General features: G+C 48.3%; 18 protein-coding genes. 9 read left to right on the plus strand and 9 right to left on the minus strand.

Annotated elements, in window-relative coordinates; genetic code table 11:
* Positions 1-918: a hypothetical protein gene (locus EKK48_25855; GenBank protein ID RTL36664.1), complete on the minus strand. Its 918-nt coding sequence runs from the start codon at positions 916-918 to the stop codon at positions 1-3.
* Between the two features lie 145 nt (positions 919-1063).
* On the opposite strand from EKK48_25855, the gene EKK48_25860 reads away from it, so the two are divergent.
* The gene (locus EKK48_25860) at positions 1064-1537 is read left to right on the plus strand and encodes a hypothetical protein (protein ID RTL36665.1); all 474 of its coding nucleotides are present in this window, start codon (positions 1064-1066) and stop codon (positions 1535-1537) included.
* Between the two features lie 26 nt (positions 1538-1563).
* Here the strand turns inward: EKK48_25860 and EKK48_25865 are convergent, their stop codons facing one another.
* The 6 genes from EKK48_25865 to EKK48_25890 form a co-directional block, all read right to left on the minus strand.
* Positions 1564-2247, minus strand: a complete 684-nt coding sequence (locus EKK48_25865) for a tetratricopeptide repeat protein (protein ID RTL36666.1) — start codon at positions 2245-2247, stop codon at positions 1564-1566.
* Positions 2248-2482: 235 nt separating this feature from the next.
* Positions 2483-2830: a hypothetical protein gene (locus tag EKK48_25870; protein RTL36667.1), complete on the minus strand. Its 348-nt coding sequence runs from the start codon at positions 2828-2830 to the stop codon at positions 2483-2485.
* Positions 2831-2976: 146 nt separating this feature from the next.
* Complete coding sequence (locus EKK48_25875; protein RTL36668.1) at positions 2977-3288, minus strand: hypothetical protein; 312 nt, start codon at positions 3286-3288, stop codon at positions 2977-2979.
* A gap of 359 nt (positions 3289-3647) precedes the next feature.
* A complete protein-coding gene (locus tag EKK48_25880) occupies positions 3648-4724 on the minus strand; it encodes a hypothetical protein (protein RTL36669.1) in 1077 nt (358 codons plus the stop codon).
* Between the two features lie 10 nt (positions 4725-4734).
* A complete protein-coding gene (locus EKK48_25885; GenBank protein RTL36670.1) occupies positions 4735-5136 on the minus strand; it encodes a thioredoxin in 402 nt (133 codons plus the stop codon).
* Between the two features lie 31 nt (positions 5137-5167).
* On the minus strand, positions 5168-6403 hold the full coding sequence (locus EKK48_25890; protein RTL36789.1) for a beta-lactamase: 1236 nt from the start codon (positions 6401-6403) through the stop codon (positions 5168-5170).
* A gap of 246 nt (positions 6404-6649) precedes the next feature.
* On the opposite strand from EKK48_25890, the gene EKK48_25895 reads away from it, so the two are divergent.
* Positions 6650-7807 (plus strand): DUF255 domain-containing protein, encoded by a 1158-nt coding sequence (locus EKK48_25895; protein ID RTL36671.1) that lies wholly within the window; start codon positions 6650-6652, stop codon positions 7805-7807.
* Position 7808: 1 nt separating this feature from the next.
* Here the strand turns inward: EKK48_25895 and EKK48_25900 are convergent, their stop codons facing one another.
* Complete coding sequence (locus EKK48_25900; protein ID RTL36790.1) at positions 7809-9128, minus strand: MFS transporter; 1320 nt, start codon at positions 9126-9128, stop codon at positions 7809-7811.
* A gap of 518 nt (positions 9129-9646) precedes the next feature.
* Here EKK48_25900 and EKK48_25905 point away from each other — a divergent pair.
* The gene (locus tag EKK48_25905) at positions 9647-10336 is read left to right on the plus strand and encodes a hypothetical protein (GenBank protein ID RTL36672.1); all 690 of its coding nucleotides are present in this window, start codon (positions 9647-9649) and stop codon (positions 10334-10336) included.
* A 132-nt stretch (positions 10337-10468) separates the two neighbouring features.
* Positions 10469-11716, plus strand: a complete 1248-nt coding sequence (locus tag EKK48_25910; GenBank protein RTL36673.1) for a class A beta-lactamase-related serine hydrolase — start codon at positions 10469-10471, stop codon at positions 11714-11716.
* A 14-nt stretch (positions 11717-11730) separates the two neighbouring features.
* Here EKK48_25910 and EKK48_25915 read toward each other — a convergent pair whose 3' ends face one another.
* Positions 11731-12198, minus strand: a complete 468-nt coding sequence (locus tag EKK48_25915) for a response regulator (GenBank protein RTL36674.1) — start codon at positions 12196-12198, stop codon at positions 11731-11733.
* A 226-nt stretch (positions 12199-12424) separates the two neighbouring features.
* Here EKK48_25915 and EKK48_25920 point away from each other — a divergent pair, with 226 nt between their 5' ends.
* From EKK48_25920 to EKK48_25940, 5 genes are all read left to right on the plus strand, one after another.
* On the plus strand, positions 12425-14059 hold the full coding sequence (locus tag EKK48_25920) for a fumarate hydratase (protein ID RTL36675.1): 1635 nt from the start codon (positions 12425-12427) through the stop codon (positions 14057-14059).
* A complete protein-coding gene (locus EKK48_25925) occupies positions 14019-14600 on the plus strand; it encodes a DUF4440 domain-containing protein (GenBank protein RTL36676.1) in 582 nt (193 codons plus the stop codon). The genes EKK48_25920 and EKK48_25925 overlap by 41 nt, the downstream gene beginning before the upstream one ends.
* A 106-nt stretch (positions 14601-14706) precedes the next feature.
* Positions 14707-15579 carry a universal stress protein gene (locus EKK48_25930; GenBank protein RTL36677.1) on the plus strand — a complete coding sequence of 291 codons (873 nt, stop codon included), beginning with the start codon at positions 14707-14709 and terminating at the stop codon, positions 15577-15579.
* Positions 15580-16253: 674 nt separating this feature from the next.
* Positions 16254-17357, plus strand: coding sequence for a sodium-dependent bicarbonate transport family permease (locus EKK48_25935; GenBank protein ID RTL36791.1), 1104 nt, complete (start codon positions 16254-16256; stop codon positions 17355-17357).
* A gap of 704 nt (positions 17358-18061) precedes the next feature.
* Entirely contained in the window at positions 18062-19591 is a 1530-nt protein-coding gene (locus EKK48_25940; GenBank protein ID RTL36792.1) for a sodium-dependent bicarbonate transport family permease, read from the plus strand.

Consider the following 19591-nt stretch of genomic DNA (forward strand, 5'->3'; position numbering starts at 1 on the left):
CTACCAAAATGCTTTTCGAATCAGGTAGTGTTCAGGGTCTAATTTATTCATCTCCTGATCGGTAAATCCACATTTGGAAATCGTCTCGAGATCCATTGCACCACTTCGAAACGACTTAGCTTCAAGCAAACTTCGAGCACTTTTACACGTCAGGTTTGGATTGCGGATTGCCTTGACGTATTCAATATGGGGCATTTTTGCAATGTCTCTCAAATCGTCATCGGATAAGTCGCAGCGTTCCACGTTGATACAAAAGGCAGTGCTACCGGCCAGTCCCCTAAATGCCCCCGAGGCAAATCGAGTTCTCTCAACATCGAGAAAACTAAGGTGGTTCAAATCGCACAAGGGGACGAGATCAGCAGCAATAAACTTGCCATCATTCTTAATGCTCTTAGATGAACGAATTTCCAACCATCTTATGTTCGAGCCGGCTAACTGTCGCAGCGCTGAGGGTTCGATGTCACAAGCAATCATGCCAAAATGTCTCACTGTCGGCATACGTGCGATACCCCCAAGACTGTCATCAGATATGGTGCCATCCTCGATGCGCAGTATCTCAAACGGATGCGTAGAAAGAGTCTGAAAGTCAGATCGTTTGAATTCACAGCGCTTCAAGCAAAGCTCACGTAAATTATCTATCGCCAGGACCTTGCGTAAAATCGCGTCGGTTAACTTCGCGTCTGACACCACGCATGCAACAAAATTCGGACGATTGATCAGCGTAATCGAAGTCAGTTCATCTTCATCGACCATTAGCGGTGCAACCCGAGTCGGTAAGTCCACTTTGGTTTGCTTGATCTCGTTGATGTGCTCACTTGAACGATCAACGATATGAACCATAAAAGCAGCCAGAAGCACCGCAACCAGCGCTAACACCCCCAGCACCGCGACAGTAGTCTTATCGAGTCTTTCAAACACAGTTACTGACTCCGGGTTTCCAAATCAAAGCGTATTCCCGTAATTTCCCCAATGACGGGCCGGAGAACCCAAGCTAAAGTCAGGTATCCCTAAGCAATTATATGAAATTCCGCCGCAAACACGGCATGATGGAGCTGCAAATCGTATGGCAGACATTCTCAAATTGGTTGAAAAACCAACTGGTTCGGATAAAACAGACAATTCAATCGGAATCAACCTGGTCGATTTAGCTCAGAACGGAGCCGAAAACTCAGATTCTGGAGCCTCCGCACATTCGAAAGGGAAACAATCAGCCGAAGTGGTGACCCTACCAGCCACATCGCCTGACACCTATCACCTGCCCACACCGGACACATTGCATTTAACGCGTCCGCAAATCGATGCTGACCTGAACCGAAAATACCAACCGCTCAATCCCGGCAACTGGAATAATGATTCACCATTGCACGACTACTACGAAAACGGGTTGTTGAAATTACAAGGCGACCCTGACGGAAAACGCCTGTTCGGTATTAGAATTTCCGCTCAGAAAAATGAGCGTATTCCGTTTGTGCCGATAGGAAGACAACACTTAGATGAGAAAGGCGTCGCTCTCGAACTGCGTCTGAAGTTTCCGTAGAAGCGATCTAACGCACTGGAATCAAACTAATACGGCTGATTTTTAGGATTTGCTTCCGTGAGGTCTTTGACATGGTTTTCGATGTCTTCGGCATCCTCATTCTTATTGAGCTTGCGCAATAACTCGGCGTAGTTTGTAGCTACCAGGGTGCTGAGCGCATACAGATGCTGGTCACCACTCGGCGGATACTCGATAGCCGCAAAAGCTCGTTCAAAAAATTTCTCAGCTTCGTCGTGCTTTTGCTGCTGCATCATGAGAACACCCAGTCCGTTCGTGGCGCGCGCTGATTCGGGCAGGCTACTGTCATGAACACCGATGCTTTCCATACTCGTTAAAGCCTGGCGATAAAGTTTTTCAGCTTCTTCGTCTTTTCCCGTCAGGCGCCTGACATCACCGAGTCCCATTGCAACATCGATCGATTCTAAATCACATGAGTGTGGATTATCTTTTGACGCCTTTTCGCAGAGGACCTGAGCGCTTTCAAAATGTACTTCGGCCTTGTCGAGAGCGTTCAACGCTAAATGCGAACCGGCGATGATGCAAAGGGCCCGAACCTCACCTCTGTCATCCTCAATGCTCTTAAACACCTGCTGTGCTTTGGTGGCAATATCGATCGCGGCTTGATAATTTTCCCGCCGCATTGCTTCACGGGCGTCGTCAAGCTGACCACTTGCGGTCATACCAGTAATTTTTTTCTGCAACCAATTCATAGCGTTTAAATCCGTTCTGTTGTCGATAAACCATAGGCAGAAGCTACTCAACAATACAAAATAACATCGTTTTTCTGATTAGTCATTAATTAGCTCAGGGTCAAGGACAGCTTGTCAAACACGAATTGTTCTGCCGATACCGAGCAATTGGGAAATCGAAACTAATAAACTCAACAAAACGAGCACCATTGCTGGTGCTCGTTTAAACGGTTCAACGATTTATAGACTTGCCAAACTAAGGAGTTGAAGTCTTAGTCGAACTGTTTACTGTTGTGCTTGAGCCGTCGGGACCGACCGTTGTAGCCGAAGCTGACTTCTTATGTGTAGCTCCGGCAGCATCGATGGCATGACTTTCATGCTGCTTAGTTGCGCTGACGCTGCCATCACCGTTAGCTTGCACGGCTGTCTTTGTGTGCGACACTTTGGCTCCAGCCGGACCGCTGGTAGCTTTGTAGCTATCAGAAGCAGATCCTGCTCCCGACGAAGTTGTCTGTGTCGACACAGAAGTTTCATCAGCCAGTGCGGACTGACCGAGGGTAACTCCAAGCGCTGCAACTACTGCTAAGTTGATTACTTTGTTCATTTTGGGAATACTCCAGTTCCAGTAAGTGGACTGAAGATGGCGTCAAGTGCTCATCTGTTCCCAAATGAAAGCAAATTGAAAGGAATTTAAGATTTCACTCAGTGGATTTCCTCTTTTGCACACAAACTGAGTGGCTTGCTCTTGAGCTAAGTAGCACCTCCAGTAATGCGTACACGCACTTTCTGAGCGAATTCTTCATCACCGGTATCATGCAACGCCTGTCTCTGAAAATTATGATCTCGAACGGCAAGTTCTTCTGCCGCATGTTCATCTCTTTCTTTCAGTTCCTGAAAAAGCTCAGGTGTAGCATTAAGAGACATCAGCTGTTTCACCTGATCCGTGTCGGCATTCATTCCTTTGATTGCTTCTGTACTGCCGGAAACGTTAGCGGCAAGCTCACTGGTAATTTTCGGTGATGAGGAAGTAATGGTTAGCGAGGGCAGACTATCGGTAGACATTTCCGGGCCTGTTTTGGAAAAACATGATCGCCCAGATGGTCCGCTCAAGTCACCATTCGCCTGTCTCTGAAAACAATCACTACTGGCAGAACGACGCTCTGGAGCAGGTTCTGCATCGCGAAAAAACGATCGATTCTGATTCTTTTTGTTTGGACCTTGTGGATACATGTTTGGTCCTCCAAGTCGGACATAGGTCACTCAATGATTGCGAAAGGAGATTACCAAATGGTGACGAAAACAAATTCGCAACCACAATATCCAAACAACGTGGTGCACTGCTCAGAAACAATCAATTAATTCATACTGCCGAGATTTGGTGACTGAATTTATGCGAACATGTGATGTTCCGCTCCACACATCTATTCAGTGATCTTAAAGCTTGCCAAAATGCGATCGAAGACACTTCGCATCTCACGTTCGCTCCAAATACCGCCAGTTAGCGCTACAGCGTAGTAGTACTTACCTTCTGCAAAAAATGCAGTTAAATGACGAAAGTGATGCCCTTCAGATGTAAAAGTCGACGAGGTCAGTGAACCTTCATGCCTCGTCACACCAAATGCGGTGTGCGTACTCGACAACTTCTGGTAATTTTGCAATGGCTTCAAATATGTCTTCTCGTAGGTGTCGAAAAATTGGTCCAGAGTATAGGCAGGATCACGCTCGAGACGAGTAACAACCAATTCAGCACCCAGCCCAGCTTTATTAGCACCGTGAAATTTGACCTCAAACTCTTTGCCAGGGTCTTGTTCCAGCTTCCATCCTTCTGGATAGTCGAAAGAGACCTGCCGGGCAGCGTCATTATACTTACTAAAGGACCAACCACCGGCATCCTGCACCCTTGATGCGGAAGAATAAGGCGACTGCTGACGAATGCTGGCAACAACTTGTTCAAACACTGACTTCGCAACTGCACTGTCACGGGCGGTGCCAATGAAAGTCAGCATGTACGATTGATCTCGATTTGAAAACAACACGACGCGAGCAGAATAGATATCATCGCCAACACTGAAGTTAAAGACCTGCTCAGCTCCTGTGTACGCGAGACCTTTTCCGAAACGTATGTCTCGACGGGAAACAGGTTTACATCCTGGAAGCCCTTTTTGAAAGTTCGACGAAACCATCTGTTCAGCAAGATGTAGATCAGTGACACCTTCAAGCTTCGTCAACTTAACTTCAACATGTTTCTGATCTATGACTCCAGCCAATTTGACAATCAGATCTTTTTCCGAGTCAGCAACCTTAGTAAGAGCCTTTGGATAGTCGAATTCGATGTTAACTGCCGAATCTCTGAAACGCGCCAAATTTGTCGGCACTTCTTGTTTCGCGTAAATACTCACATACTTGCCTTGCTGTGCGCCGACGATCAGACCGGATTGCAGGAACGCAGTAATCGATAGAGCAACCGCTGGAATAATCAATTTCCCTGTCACGTTCACTGCAAACTCCTTACTTTTCTAGTGCTTTCAATGCGTCTACAAAAACCGGTGCATTCGTGTAACCGCGAATCTTACCAACGAATTCTCCATCCCGAAATACGAGGAAAGCCGGATAAGCAAATATTTTGTACTGTTTTCGCAATTTCTTGCCTTCGGCACTGCCTTGATTAACTCGAGCGCAAGTGTAGCGGCTCAAGTTTTTGGACAGAAGAGGAACATATGCAATTTCCTCATCAAAATTCTTACAATAACCGCACCAATCAGCGTGCACCTTCACAAGCAGAGGCTTATCCGAATTTTTCGCCTCCTCAGAAGCTGCGGACATAGAGTCAAACCACCCCTGTGGTAAGGGTGTTTGATTCGAAAGGGTGCCGAAGTTTACGAAGGAAACCAACTTGGAGAGAATATTCATCCTCAAATTTTAACCGAAATTGGCACTCTACTCAAAAATTGCCGCCTAGTGATTTAAAAATTGCACGTGCTGCAAGAATTCTATCTTCGATCGGATACGTTTTATTAGCCAGCAGAACCAGACCTAATTTTTCTCTGGGAATAAAAGCAGCGTAGGCGGCAAAACCTGCTGTTGAACCAGTTTTATGAATCCACACATCTGTGCGGGGTTTCTCAGGTGGAATGATTTTGGTTACCGTGGGACTCTCGAAAATCATGGCGTGCGAACTTCCATCAAGCAAGTCCTTTTCAGAGACAGGCAACGGATACTGCTCCCAGATCAGATCCTGAGTCATGGCCCGAGCCTTAAAATAGCCTGTGTGCGTAGACTCTATAGCCCGACGCAAATTTCCGTCTGCAAGCCCATCGCCCATATTGCAGCGCAAGAAGTGAAGCAAGTCGGACGCGGTAGTCCGAACACCATAAGCTTCGGATGCAAGCACCGCCTTTTTCATACGCACCGGCACATCTTTTTCAGTGTAGCCTTGCGCATAGAACTCTGATGCTGAATCTGGAATCTGCAGGTAACTCTCTTTCATTCCGAGAGGCTTGAACAACGCCGTGGGCATCAGTTCATCAAAACTTTGTTTCAAAACTTTCGCCGTGATATATCCCAGCATTCCGATTCCAGGATTCGCATAATTCCTGACTGTGCCGGGCTTATGTTTGGGCTTCCATGACTGCAAATACTGCATCAATTTTTCATTAGTTGTGACAAACTCCGGCAACTGCAATGGCAAACCACCAGATGTATGAGTTCCCAGATTCAACAATGTCAGGTCACCAAATTCGGTGCCGGATAGTGCCGGAAGAAAGACACTCACTTTATCAGCCAGCGAAAATTTTCCTTCGATCAGCGCGAGGGAAGCAAGGGTTGCTGTCATTGTTTTGGAAATCGAACCGATTTCAAAAATAGAGTGATCAGTAATGGACTTCTTAGTTGAACGGGATGCGACGCCGTAGTTGAAAATGTAAGACTTTCCACCGACGGTAATGCCAACGGACATTCCGGGGATGCCATGCTTTTTCATCAGAGGTAAAACCGACGCATCGACAACCTTTCTGCAGCTTTCTTCATTGCTTTCCCCAGCAAGACAAGGGGTCAGGTTCATCATCATGAACAGCAAGACCGCAAATGCCAGCAGTCGACCAGGGATTGTGCGCACTCGTACCTTAAGTTCATGATGGAAATCTCCGCAGCAACTAGTCAAGATATACAACGACCTCATGTTCTGCCGCATAACCAATCCGGCGGTTAATTACAGGACAGCATATTGCATCAAACGACAAAGCGATATCGTCCGCCAAGAAAGGTGAACCTGAACAGCTAGTATTTCCTTCTCATTTTTCGCCTAAATCTTGATACTCTTCCGTTGATAAGGAGTCCTCGGATCAAGTTTTGCAAAACTGTCGCGCAGGAATCTAAAATAGGCACGGCAAAATAGCCAAAAGACTACAGGAAGTTGCAAATCAATATGAAAGCAAATTTTTGGTGCAAGCTCGCTTTATCCGGACTAATTTCCATCGTCAGTTCCGGTCAGGCATGGTCGCATCCCGAAATATTTTCAGACCTGAGCCTCGAACAGGCAAAGCAAGAAGCAGCCAAAAACAACAAATTCTTGCTCATAGATTTCACGGCTAGCTGGTGTCCGCCGTGTAGGCGAATGGAAGCTTCTACCTGGACCAACGCAACCGTGCAAGATTGGATCAAAGCAAATGCCGTCGCCATCCAAATTGATGTGGATAAAGATGAGAAAACAAGTGCAGAGCTTCACGTCGAAGCGATGCCAACTATGGTCTTGTTCAAGCCACAAGATAGATCGACGGAGTTTGGGCGGCAAGTCGGCTACATGGACTCTTCTGAGCTGCTGCAGTGGCTGGAAGGAATTAAAAGCGGCAAGTCAGACCAGGAGATAGCCAAAGAGGCGAACGGCTCAAACGGCAATGAAGTTTTTGAGCACGTTACAAAAGCCCAAAATCTACAAGCCGAAGGGAAGAATGACGAGGCGTGCGAAGAGTATCTCTGGATCTGGAACAATGTTTCGAGTAACGCCCCCAACATCGGGCAAATTCGCACAGGTCTCGTGCCCAATGAACTGAAAAGACTAGCACTGACTTCACCGACTGTTCGTACCAAATGTGGAGCCCTGAGAGATGCGGCCGAAAAGAATAACAACCGAAACGATTGGATCATTTTGAACGGCATTCTCAACGAAAATGTGCGTACTTTAGCCTGGTTTGACAAAGCAAAACTAGACCCTAATCTCCGTACAGAGCTGCAAAAACAGAGCACCCTTATTGAACCCGTGCTGTGTTCCGAAGCTCGCTGGAACGACATAGTTACTTATCTCTATCCAGATCCAATCGCCAAGTTGAATGAGTACTTCAAACGTGCACAAGAAATGAAAAAACCAAGTGCAGATACGGAAGTGTCGAAAACGTTCGATCCATTCCCGACAATGGTGATGACCATTTATGCTGCATACATTGGCGCAGGAAAAAATGTTGAGGCCCAGAAAATAGCAAGCGAGTGCATGCGTCTGGACGACTCTGCAGACATGAAAGATAGCCTGAATAGAATTGAAACGGTAATGAAAACTGTGCGCAGCACTCCAGCAAAACCAGCGAAATAATCTATTCTTTTCGTCGATCGTGGACATTCCATGTCAACGCCAATAAAAGAGTAGCGATCAAGCCTGCAGCTATTATTAGAATGAATCCGGCATTCCAGCCATATTGCTGAACTGTGTATCCAATGCCAACCTCAGCGACGGTCGCACCGAGATAACCAAAAAGCCCCGTTAGCCCAGCAGCAGTTCCTACGGCTTTTTTCGGCACCAGGTCGCAGGCTGCCACGCCGATAAGCATTACCGGACCATAAATTAGAAATCCAATCGCAATAAGAGAAACAGAATCAAGGATAAAATTGCCTTTGGGATTTTGCCAGTAAAGCACCACAGCAAGTGCCACCAAAATCATAGAAATCACCATGATCGGCGAACGTCGACCGTGGAAGAGCCTGTCACTAGCCCAGCCGCAAAAGAGCATGCCGGGAATTCCGGCAAATTCATACAAGCTCGATTGCCATGCCGTATCAGTTATGGAATACCCCTTCACCTCGGTCAAGTAAGTCGGAGCCCAATTCACCACTCCGTACCGGACGATGTAGACAAAAACGTTTGCTATGGCATAAATCCAGAGAAATTTGTTATTCAAGACGTACTGAAGCAAGATCTCTTTGGCGCTCAACTCGCGCTCCCGATCTTCAACAGCAGTTGATGGATAATCATTCTTATGCTCTTCTATGCTCGGCAAACCAACAGACTGAGGCGTATCGCGCAGGTATGCCACCACAAGAAATCCAGTACCTATCGAAAGAAGGGCTGGCACGTAAAAGGCACTTTTCCAGCTGGCTGTAATTAGAATCGAATAGCTGGCGATAACCGGCGCAAGCATTCCGCCGACGTTATGAGCAAGATTCCAGATGGCCATTTTTGTGCCCCGCTCTCTATCCGAGAACCAGTGCACCATAGTCCTGCCGCAGGGAGGCCAGCCCATGCCCTGAAACCACCCGTTCAAGGACCAGAAAAAAATCATGAAATATAAGCCGGGAACGAATCCGAACGCCAGATTCACGACGCCTGAGCAAATCAGCCCGGTAGCCAGAAAAAATCGTGGATTCGATCGATCCGAAAAATTTCCCATGACAAATTTAGAGACGCCATAGGCAATTGTCAGACCTGCGGCAAGAAGTCCAACATCGCCTTTAGTCATGCCAAGATCATTTATAAGATACGGCTTGGCGACATTCATATTGGAACGCACCAGGTAGTAGCCGGCGTATCCGACAAAAATAGTAGTGAGAATCTGAAGCCGGTGTCGCCTGTACTCAGCGTCAATCTTTTCAGCGGGCAAACGCTCGATATGAGGCGCGGGTTGAAATATTCGTGATATCTTGGCGACTGGCAAACGCTTCTAACTCGGCAGGGGTCATATAATGATACGCTGCCAGGGGTTGCAAACGTGTCTTCCATAGACACACTTTAGTCACTCCTTTTGTTTAAATTCGAAATTGGAGTCAACTCAATCAAATTCCTCCGAGTCAGAACGTCGTCGTCATGTCGGCGTATCAGTTCGGCGTGCTTGAAAGAACCATTTCAATTCGACTATGACCAGCGCCATCAATTTAACGCCGACGGCGCGGTAATGCACATGGCCAATTGCCACCGCTTATAGTGCCATAACAATTTGGACCATTAGCGCTAAAGCAAAACACAATTCAACCAGGACTTCCACTTAGAAGCCCTGCTTTTGCGCATTCCAAGCCCATCTCGGAACCGTTAGCGCGATGAAAAAAAATAAAAAGACAGTCAGTGCTGTCCAATTTTTCTACGAACCGAATAAATCCAAATGTCAATGAAACAAATTGTTCTCGCGAGATACCACAGAAAAGAATTCCAAGAGGGCTTAGTATGAGCGAACGATACAGTCTAAGATGCGGACCACACGCAGAACCAAACACAGAAAGTCAGATAGAGCAATTAGCAGGCGTGCGAATTCAAAGCCAAAGAATTGGCAAGCGCAGAAGCCCGTTGGAAGCCATCAGCATAAGCGCCGCCTGCAAAGAAGAATTGCCTACCCTTTCGATTTACGCCTCCAGTGAAGCGCCAAGTCCAATTGATGAACTACGGAAGTACATTCGAAATAACGATCACATCAAACCGTTCTCTTCAGTGCTGGGACATCTACCCATAACTTTTACCATATACGATCAGGACAGAGACAACTATTGGAAAAGAGTTGAAGCACAAATAGAAAGCAGAAAACATCCAATGTGCATAAATCCGTGGCCTCGAGCTGACCACGACGACGGTTTCAAATACAAGCTTAATCCAAACACTGGAAAAATCGAACTACGGCGAGAGACCGGCACACTGGAGTATCGGCCGGATCGAGACGGCTATAACGATGGCCGCCCCCAATATGAAATCGACCCGAATACAGGCGAGATTGTACAGCAAAGAAAAATTCGCACTCTCGAATGGAGAGAGCATCGCGATGGATGGATGAGAAAAGATCACCACTATGGTCTTAACCCCGAGACTGGAAGAATTGAATTAATTCCCAATATTCAGCTGATGGATTTCCGCTCCCGTTCATAAGTTTCCAGAGAATAGAAGACCACTCACCAGTAGTGGTCTTCTAGTTTAGAAACACCGAAACGCACTTACCCGGAAGTCTCTGCAGCGGGTGCAGCAATGCTATGATCGGTGGCTCAAAAGGAGAACCCGACCATGCTTACCATTCGCTCGACAAACTGCGCTCTAATCACAGCTATTGCGTTTCAATTCAACGCCAATCTTATCTTTCCTTTCAGTGCCATTGCAGCACCTGCACCCAGCCAAGCTGATGCCATAGAAAAGCGCGGAGACGAATCAGCTGCGTCAGCGAAGATAGCACCCGGAATAACACCAGCACAGGAACAAGCGATTGTAGATGCTGCCAAAAAGCAACTGAAGGCGTTCGGAGGAAAGGAGCCCATCCCCGGGGTCTACATAGGCATCTACATGCCAGGCAAAGCGCCCTACCTGAAGGGCGTAGGAGTGGCGGATCTCAAAAACAAAAAACCGTTTGAAGAGCTGGATCGCTTCCGCATTGGCAGCAACACAAAAACTTTCGTAGTCTCAGTTCTCCTTCAATTGCAAGACGAACATCTGCTCAAGGTCGACGACCCGATCAGCAAGTACGATATCGGGGTAAAAATTCCAAACGCTAAGAACATCACAATCAGACAACTTGCTGAGATGCGCAGCGGACTTTTCGAAGCCTACGACACAAAGGAATTCAACGCCCTCAAGATCAAACCAACCACCAATCTTTCAGCCAATAAATTGATTGACTGGGCCGTAGCGCATAAAGCGCTTTTCGCACCAGGAACAAAATACAACTACAGTAATACAAACTATCTTATCCTCGGTCGGATAATAGAACTGATCACCCATGACACGGTAGGCAACCAAATCCGCAAAAGGTTGATCGATAAACTCGGCTTATCGGCGACGACATTCCCTGAGACAGTGGCGATGCCGAAACCGTATGCGCACGGATATGGACCAGCCAAGAATGGAAGTTGGGAAGACGTCTCTGAAACGCTGCCGCCCTGCATTACCTGGGCCGCAGGCAATATGATTTCAGACATTCCAGACATGGCCAGATGGGTCAAAGCGTACGTTACCGGCACTACCAATAGTGCCGATTCGCAAAAGGACAGGCTGAAGTGTTTGCCGATCGCCCCAGGTTCTACAATGACATTTGGTATGGGCATCGGTCATCATGCCGGCTGGTATGGCTATACAGGCGGCTTGCCCGGCTATCACACAGCGGCATACTATCTGCCCGAAAAAGACATCACCATGATTGCTTTTGTAACAGCCCAGAAAGAAAAGCCTGCTCCTGGTGCAGCCAACGTTATCGTTCGAGAAATATCTCGAATAATAACTCCTGACCATGTAATCTTCGCACCAATACCGAAGCCGCACTAAGAACACAGCTCATACTAAATGCACGATGTGCAACAGCCACATTTAGGCAGTTCGCGTTCAAACTTATCGCGAGAGTGACGCTCGAACAATAGCTGGTAGAGAACATCGACCACTTTAGTGAAACCAACCGGTTTCATCAGGTAGTCATTCATGCCGGCATCAAAACATTGCTCAGGCGTCGCGCCACCTGCGGTAGTGGCAATGATGTAAGCAGGGGCATGTCCGTGCTCCAGCTCATGACTCCTTATCGTCTCCGCCGCAAGAATGCCGTTCATATTAGGCATCTGAATATCCATGAAAATGACGTCATAGCGGCACCCCAGTACAAGCTGAACCGCTTGCACCCCGTCATGTGCAACATCAACTCTCAACCCGAAGATTTTCAGTTGAATCTGCATGATCTTTCGAATAGTCTGATCATCATCGACGACCAGAAACTTCAAGCCACGTTTCCCAGTGTCATTACAAGTCATAGTTTGCATTTTTGCCCCCCGGCGCAGGCGAACACTGCAAATAGATGCTGTTCAATTTCGCGCTCTATTACCGTTATAGTCAGAGCTGTTGGCAGACATATGGCAAAATCTGACGCAAATAGAATCCTTTGGAAAAAGGTGACAATGCAGTCATAGCGGGCCTTGGCTCGCCTAAATGCGGTAAAATTTCCACCGATGTGCCGGGTGCGGCACGGTGAAAGTGATGAGGTAAACCATGTCATCTAATGGACACGGGCTTTTTCAGCTCGGGAAGAGAGATACACAATATCGGTTGATCAGCAAAGATCAGGTCTCAGTGGAGAAATTCGGCGACAAAGAGATGTTGGTCGTCAAGCCTGAAGCCCTGGAAGAACTGAGTAAAGCAGCATTTCATGACATCGCGCATTACCTGAGAGCTTCCCATCTGCAAAATCTCCGTGCCATTCTGGACGATAAAGAAGCCTCATCGAACGACCACTTCGTAGCGCTGGAACTTCTCAAGAACGCGAGTATTGCGGCTGGCGGCACCCTGCCAATGTGCCAGGACACCGGCACAGCTATAGTCGTGGCCCACAAAGGCGACCGGGTCTGGACAGGCGCAGACGACGCCGAGCTGCTTCAAGAAGGCGTCAAGAAAACTTACCTTGACTGTAACTTGCGTTACAGCCAGATGGCACCGATCGACATGTATAAGGAAGCGAATACAGGCAGCAATTTGCCAGCCCAGATCGACATTCTCTCCGAACCAGGCGAAGAGTACGAATTCCTCTTTATCGCCAAAGGCGGCGGCTCGGCGAACAAAACATTCCTTTTGCAGGAAACTAAATCGGTTTTGAATCCCACCTCTTTGCGGCAGCTGCTCACAGAAAAGATTGCCGGGCTCGGTACCTCCGCATGTCCGCCCTATCATCTAGCCATTGTCATTGGCGGACTTTCAGCCGAGATGACCTTGAAAACCGTAAAATTGGCTAGCTGCCACTATCTCGACACCCTGCCAAGAGAAGGTGACAAGACGGGGCGAGCCTTCCGCGACATAGCACTGGAGAAGGAGATACTGGAAATCACACGCGAGCTGGGTATAGGTGCCCAGTTTGGCGGCAAGTATTTCTGCCACGATGTGCGCGTCATCCGCCTGCCTCGCCATGGCGCCAGTTTACCGATCGGCATCGGAGTTTCATGCAGTGCCGACCGTCAAATACTCGGTCGAATCGACAGAAACGGTGTCTGGCTCGAACAGCTGGAAGTCGACCCGGCTAAATATCTGCCTGAAATTGAAGACGACAGTCTGCTCAGCCAGACCATACATGTCGACCTCAATCAACCCATGGAAGAAGTGCGCAAATTGCTCTCCGGCAAGCCGGCAGGCACGCGGCTGATGCTGAGCGGCACCCTGCTTGTCGCACGCGACATCGCCCACGCAAAATGGAAGGAGATGATCGAGCGCGGTGAGGAACTGCCTCAATACACCCGCCAGCACCCAATCTACTATGCTGGCCCAGCCAAGACTCCTACCGGTTACGCATCTGGTTCGTTTGGACCGACGACCGCGGGGCGCATGGACTCCTACGCAGATCTGCTGATGTCGCGTGGTGCCAGTTTGATTACGCTCGCTAAAGGCAATCGCGGTAAAAATGTGAAAGAAGCGTGCGCTAAATATGGCGGCTTCTATCTCGGCACCATCGGCGGTGCGGCGGCGCGGTTAGCCAAAGATTCAATTCGCAAAGTTGAAGTGATCGACTTTCCTGAATTGGGTATGGAAGCAGTTCACAAAGTAGAGATCGAGGAATTTCCTGCATTCATCGTCATAAACGATAAAGGCGAAGACTTCTATGCGTCCATTTCTGAAAGCCGAGTCGCTATCGCTCACTAAAGCTCTGGCCTGTTTTGTTATGACAGTTCAGGTTGGTTCTCTGTATCTCTGGTGCCGAAGTTCAATTGCTGCAGATGTAGTTCCAACACAGAAAAATTCAGCCCAGCACAGCAAAATGGACAAGGAAAAGACGAACAAGGAAATCACACTGATAGAGACCACCTTGCAGTCTCAAGCCGATGCCTGGAACGCAGGCGATCTGGACAAATTTATGACTGCCTATTTGAACTCGCCAGAAATCACTTTTGTTTCAGCCGATGGTGAGATGAAAGGTTACGAAGCGTTGGAGGCAAGGTACCGTAAAAAATACGGAACCAGTCGCGACACCATGGGTAAACTGTCATTCTCAGATTTGCAGATCAAATTGCTCGAAAAACAACACGCCCTCTGCATCGGGCACTGGCTGGTCGAACGACCGGACCATTCGAAGTTGCAAGGCATGTTCAGCCTCGTGCTAGACAAAGTCGATGGTGCCTGGAAAATCATTCACGATCATACGTCTTTATTTCCTGCTGCGGCTTCGAACGAATCGAAGTCTTAGCCAACTACACTCGGCATCTGAGTCGGTAATCACAAACGTTGCTGAAGATTAATTTTTAAGCGAGATCTTAGGCGCATAATATCACTTGCAAATTTAACGGCGGCCCATGAAATTACTTCTATCAATAGACAATTCGGAACATTCGCAAGTCGCCATTGAGGACGTGTCACACGGACTTTGGCCGGACGGCACCGAAGTTATGATCGCAACGGCGGTCTGGTCTCCTTTCGGTTTCGTTGGTTCGAAAGAACACTCCAACGAAGCAGCTCAAAAATTATTGAACGATGCTGCTGAGATTATTCGAAGCAATCAATATATAACGAAGGTAGAAACACAGATACTGGCAGGAAATCCAAAGAATGAAATCATTGGGGTGCTCGCCGAGAAACACTTCGACCTGCTCGTAATGGGTTCGCGTCGCCCGTCGATGCAAAAAATACTTTTTGGCAGCGTCTCTCATGCCTTGCTGCTTGGCTCACCTTGTTCGGTGCGCATAGCCCGACGCGCCATTGTCAGAAAAAAGCGTCGCGTGCTTGTCGGATTTGACGGCTCGGAATTTTGCTGGCGAGCACTGTCCATAGTGGCTGGTCGCCATGTACCAGACGGCACCGAAATATTTATTGTCAATGCGGTGCCGACTGTTGACGAAAGTGCTTATGATAACCCTCATGTTTTTTCGCAAGAACAGCTCGAACAAGGGCGCAGCCGTTTGTTGGATGTTGCTCAAGACGGGTTGGCCGAGGCCAAAGCTAAACTCTCTGCTCAGTTACCTCACTGTATCGTCAACACTAAGATTCTCAACGGTCATCCACGAAAAGCGCTAATTGCAGCGTGCGAAGACTTCGATGCCGACATCATTTTTGTTGGCACCCAGGGCCGAAATTTTTCCGCTCTCATTGCAATTGGCAGCGTGTCGGAAGCCGTAGCAGTTGGGGCACCATGTACCGTCGAAATTATCAAAACACCAAATGCTTCCTGAAAAATAAGATGGACCTGTCTTAGTCACTCTTGCTCTCGAGATCAAATATACAAATGCTTCCCTTCGGTAATCTAATCAGGCGATTGAATTTCGAATCAAATTTCGCACGCCTTTCAGCCTGTTTTCTCACACTGATTTGCATGGTGTGCATAGGAAAAGGAGTGATAGCTTATGCAGCCAGCGATTCACAAGCAGCCGACGCGACTGCAGCCTCGTCGCATGCGAACGCGGGAGAGACACCACCGCCAGAGAAAGGCAAGCTGACGGATTTCTCCGACGGCGAACCAACTATAAATTTGACCGGCGAGAGCGAATCAGACAATCAGAAATATCGATTGCCAAAAGATGTAGCTGTAGAAATCAACGGCTTGCCCTCTAAGCTTTCCGACCTGAAGCATGGCGATGAGTGCACAGTCACCAGAGACGCCAGTGGAAATGTCACCAAAATCACAGTAACAAGAACTACCTCTGGCATAATCGTGGACTCCACGCCAAACTCCCTGGTGCTTTCCTCTGACATGGTGAAAAAGGAAACGTATCAGATGGCGCCTGGAGCCAGGGTGCTGGCAGACGGCAAGCCTGCTTCGCTCGATTCGCTAGTCAAAGGCGACGACGTGACCTTGCTTCTCGACAATAACCAAAACATTCTCAAGGTCGAATCGATACACTTCAGTCTGTTCGCCAAGTTCTGGAATAACTTCCGTTCGAACCTATTCAAGCCGCTTCTGCTTTTCTTCTATGTCGGATTTTGCATTCCGCTTCTGCGCGTCGCCTTTGACTTTCCAAAGGCAATCTATCAGGGTCTGACGATTTACTTGCTCGTATCAATCGGCTGGCACGGCGGAGAAGAGCTTGCCATGCTGAGCAGCAAGTCCTTTAATCAAGCCTTTGCATTCATGATTGTCGGATTCTTGACCAACGCAGTCATTGCGCTTCTTGCATACGGCATGCTGCGGCTTTTCGTCCCGAAATTGCGCAAAGTCGATGCAGCTACAGTGGCCGCCTATTACGGTTCTGACTCAGCAGGAACATTCGTCACATGTCTGGGCGTATTGCAGGCTGCTCACATCGCCGCTGCCGCTTATATGCCGGTAATGCTGGCGATCATGGAAATTCCAGGATGTCTTGTCGGGCTTCTGCTGGTCAACCAGTTGCGCTTAAAAGGCATGGATCGTCGCGGAAACATGCCGGATGAACCAAACTACAAACCGCGAACAGACGAAGAGCAAGCTTCAGCTAAAAAGCAGAAGTGGGGTCATGTTTTCCACGAGATCTTCTTTAATCCTGGATCTTTCCTGCTTTTTGGCGGCATTTTTATCGGCTATGTAAGCCGATTACAAGGTCTGAAAGTGGTTCAACAAGACGACGCAGTTTTCATCTCACTCTTCCAGGGTTTCCTTTGCTTGTTCCTGCTCGAGATGGGCATGACCGCATCGCGACGTCTGGCCGACTTGCGATCAGTAAACTGGACGTTCATTGCCTTCGGGCTCGTCGCACCGAACATCTTTGCTATCTTCGGAATGGCTGTGGCGCAGCTTCTCAGTCACGCACTGCACCAGCCCTTCCAACTTGGCACCTATACGTTGTTCGCCGTGCTCTGCGCTGCGGCGTCATACATTGCTGTTCCCGCCGTGCAACGACTGGCAATTCCCGAAGCGAGTCCATCACTTCCACTGGCAGCCAGTCTCGGTCTGACATTTTCCTACAACGTAACTGTTGGAATTCCGCTCTACATGCTGATTGCGCAAATTCTGATGCGCCAATTCCCGGTTAGTTAAGCAGATTTCCACTTTCTTGACACAGGAATAATCTTTACGACCTGCTGCAAAGAAGGCAGGTTGAACTAATATTGTGCTAACTCCGAGACTTCGCTGAGTGTAATTTTGAGCGAATTCCTCACCGTCACTCAATCAAGATCATTTCGCAGCAGCAAGTGTGCATCGACCTGCGTCAAGCTTTTTGGATTATCGCATCCGCCTTTTGCCAGATTCGTTCTGGAGGTCAAATGAGTTTCATTAGCCGCTCAAAATTTCTACTTTTATCGGTGTTTTTACTGACCCTGCCCCTCGTTCAAGAAGCACATGCTGCCAAAAGTCCAAACCAATACGACAGCGACCTGATTGTGCAAGACAGGGTCGTAGCTAAGCCTTACGGTGCTTCGTCGATGAACGCCAGGCTGGAACACGCAACCGAAGGAGCGGCACACCTGACTCTGGCTCCTGCTTCACCGGAAGAGAAAGCCCAGGAAATTTCGCTCAAGCCTGACACAAGAATCACACTGAATGGTGCTCTCGCTGCGGTATCTGATTTGAAGTCGGGAGACGCTCTGGAACTTATAAACGATTCTGACGGCAAGGTAACCGAAGTCAAAGCAATTCGAGCGATATCGGCGATCGTAGTAAACAGTAACAGTAACGATCTCAAATGCACGAGCGACTATCTCGACAAATTCTCTTTCGCAGTTGGAAATGACACTTCGGTCATGATAAATGGCTTACCTGCCAGCCTGGCTGATCTTAAAATCGGAGACCAGGCCACGGTGGTGGCAAGCCAAAATGGCACAGCAAAGACAATAACAGTTGTGCGCAAAACTCTTATCGAAAGTTTCTGGGACAACTTTCGCACGAATCTGTTCAAACCTCTACTTCTATTTTTCTATTTGGGCTTTGCAATCGCGCTCCTGAAGATAGCCTTTGAATTTCCTCAGCCTGTTTATCAAGGACTGACAATATACCTGTTGCTGGCGATTGGGTGGAACGGCGGTGAGGAACTGGCGGCGCTTAGTGGTGGTACGATGGCGCAAGCAGTAAGTTTTATGGTGATTGGGTTCATAACAAACGCTGTTGTAACTGTTGCTGCCTACTTCATCCTGCGGGCAATAATTCCGAAGATGCGTCGCATAGACTCAGCCACGGTAGCAGCATTTTACGGTTCCGATTCAGCAGGTACATTTGTCACGTGCCTGGGAGTGCTGCAAGCGGCGCACATCGCTTTCGCTGCTTACATGCCGGTGATGTTGGCTGTTATGGAAATTCCAGGATGTCTTGTCGGGCTGTACATAGTCTCGAAATTGCGCAAAGGATACATGGATGCCCACGGCAATATGCCGGGTGAATATGGTTACGACTCCGATGCCATGCCTGAAAGTCACACTGAAAGCGCTGCCACGATAGGAGGACATAGTGCGTCTATCGACGACACTGTTCGTCCGCAAATTGCCGGCGCAACCGCGCTCGTATCAAAAGAATTAGTTGGAGCAGGATTCAGAAGCGGAAGTGCACTCGGAGTCGGTGTCGGTATCAGAAGCGAAGGTGCAAGCGGAGTTGGAATAGCAAGCGAAGTCGTGAACGGTTCTAGTGCTCGTGCAAATTCTCTATCAAGACGCAGCGGTGATGACTACGCGGCACCAGCAAGTTTCAGATCGCGAAGAAGAGATGGCATGCCCCTGTCAGTAAGCCCATTGAGCAACTACGACCCCAATCCATCCCTCGTACTCAGAGAAGTTTTTCTCAACCCGGGAATCGCTCTATTATTCGGCGGCATCATAATCGGCTTCCTGAGCCGCAGCCAGGGTTACACAGTCGCTCAGCCCAGTGACCAACTTTTTGTCAATCTATTTCAAGGTATGCTCTGCCTCTTCTTACTCGAGATGGGCATGACGGCTGCCAGAAGACTGCAAGACTTGAGAAACGCGAACTGGCGCTTTGTGCTTTTCGGCTTAATAGCACCAAATGTATTCGCCATTGCTGGGATGTGCATCGCGAGCCTGTTCAGTCATGTCGCCAACCAACCGCTCCAGCTCGGCACATACGTCTTGTTTGCTGTGCTATGTGGATCAGCATCCTATATTGCCTTGCCGGCAATTCAACGACTGGCCATTCCTGAATCGAGCCCCACATTGCCCCTGGCTGCATCACTGGGTCTGACCTTTTCGTACAACGTAACGATTGGCATACCGATTTATCTGATGATCGCTCAGGAGTTGCTTAAGGCGTTTCCCGTAAGCATTTAA

The organism is Candidatus Melainabacteria bacterium, assembly GCA_003963305.1.
Taxonomy (GTDB): Bacteria; Cyanobacteriota; Vampirovibrionia; order Obscuribacterales; family Obscuribacteraceae; genus PALSA-1081.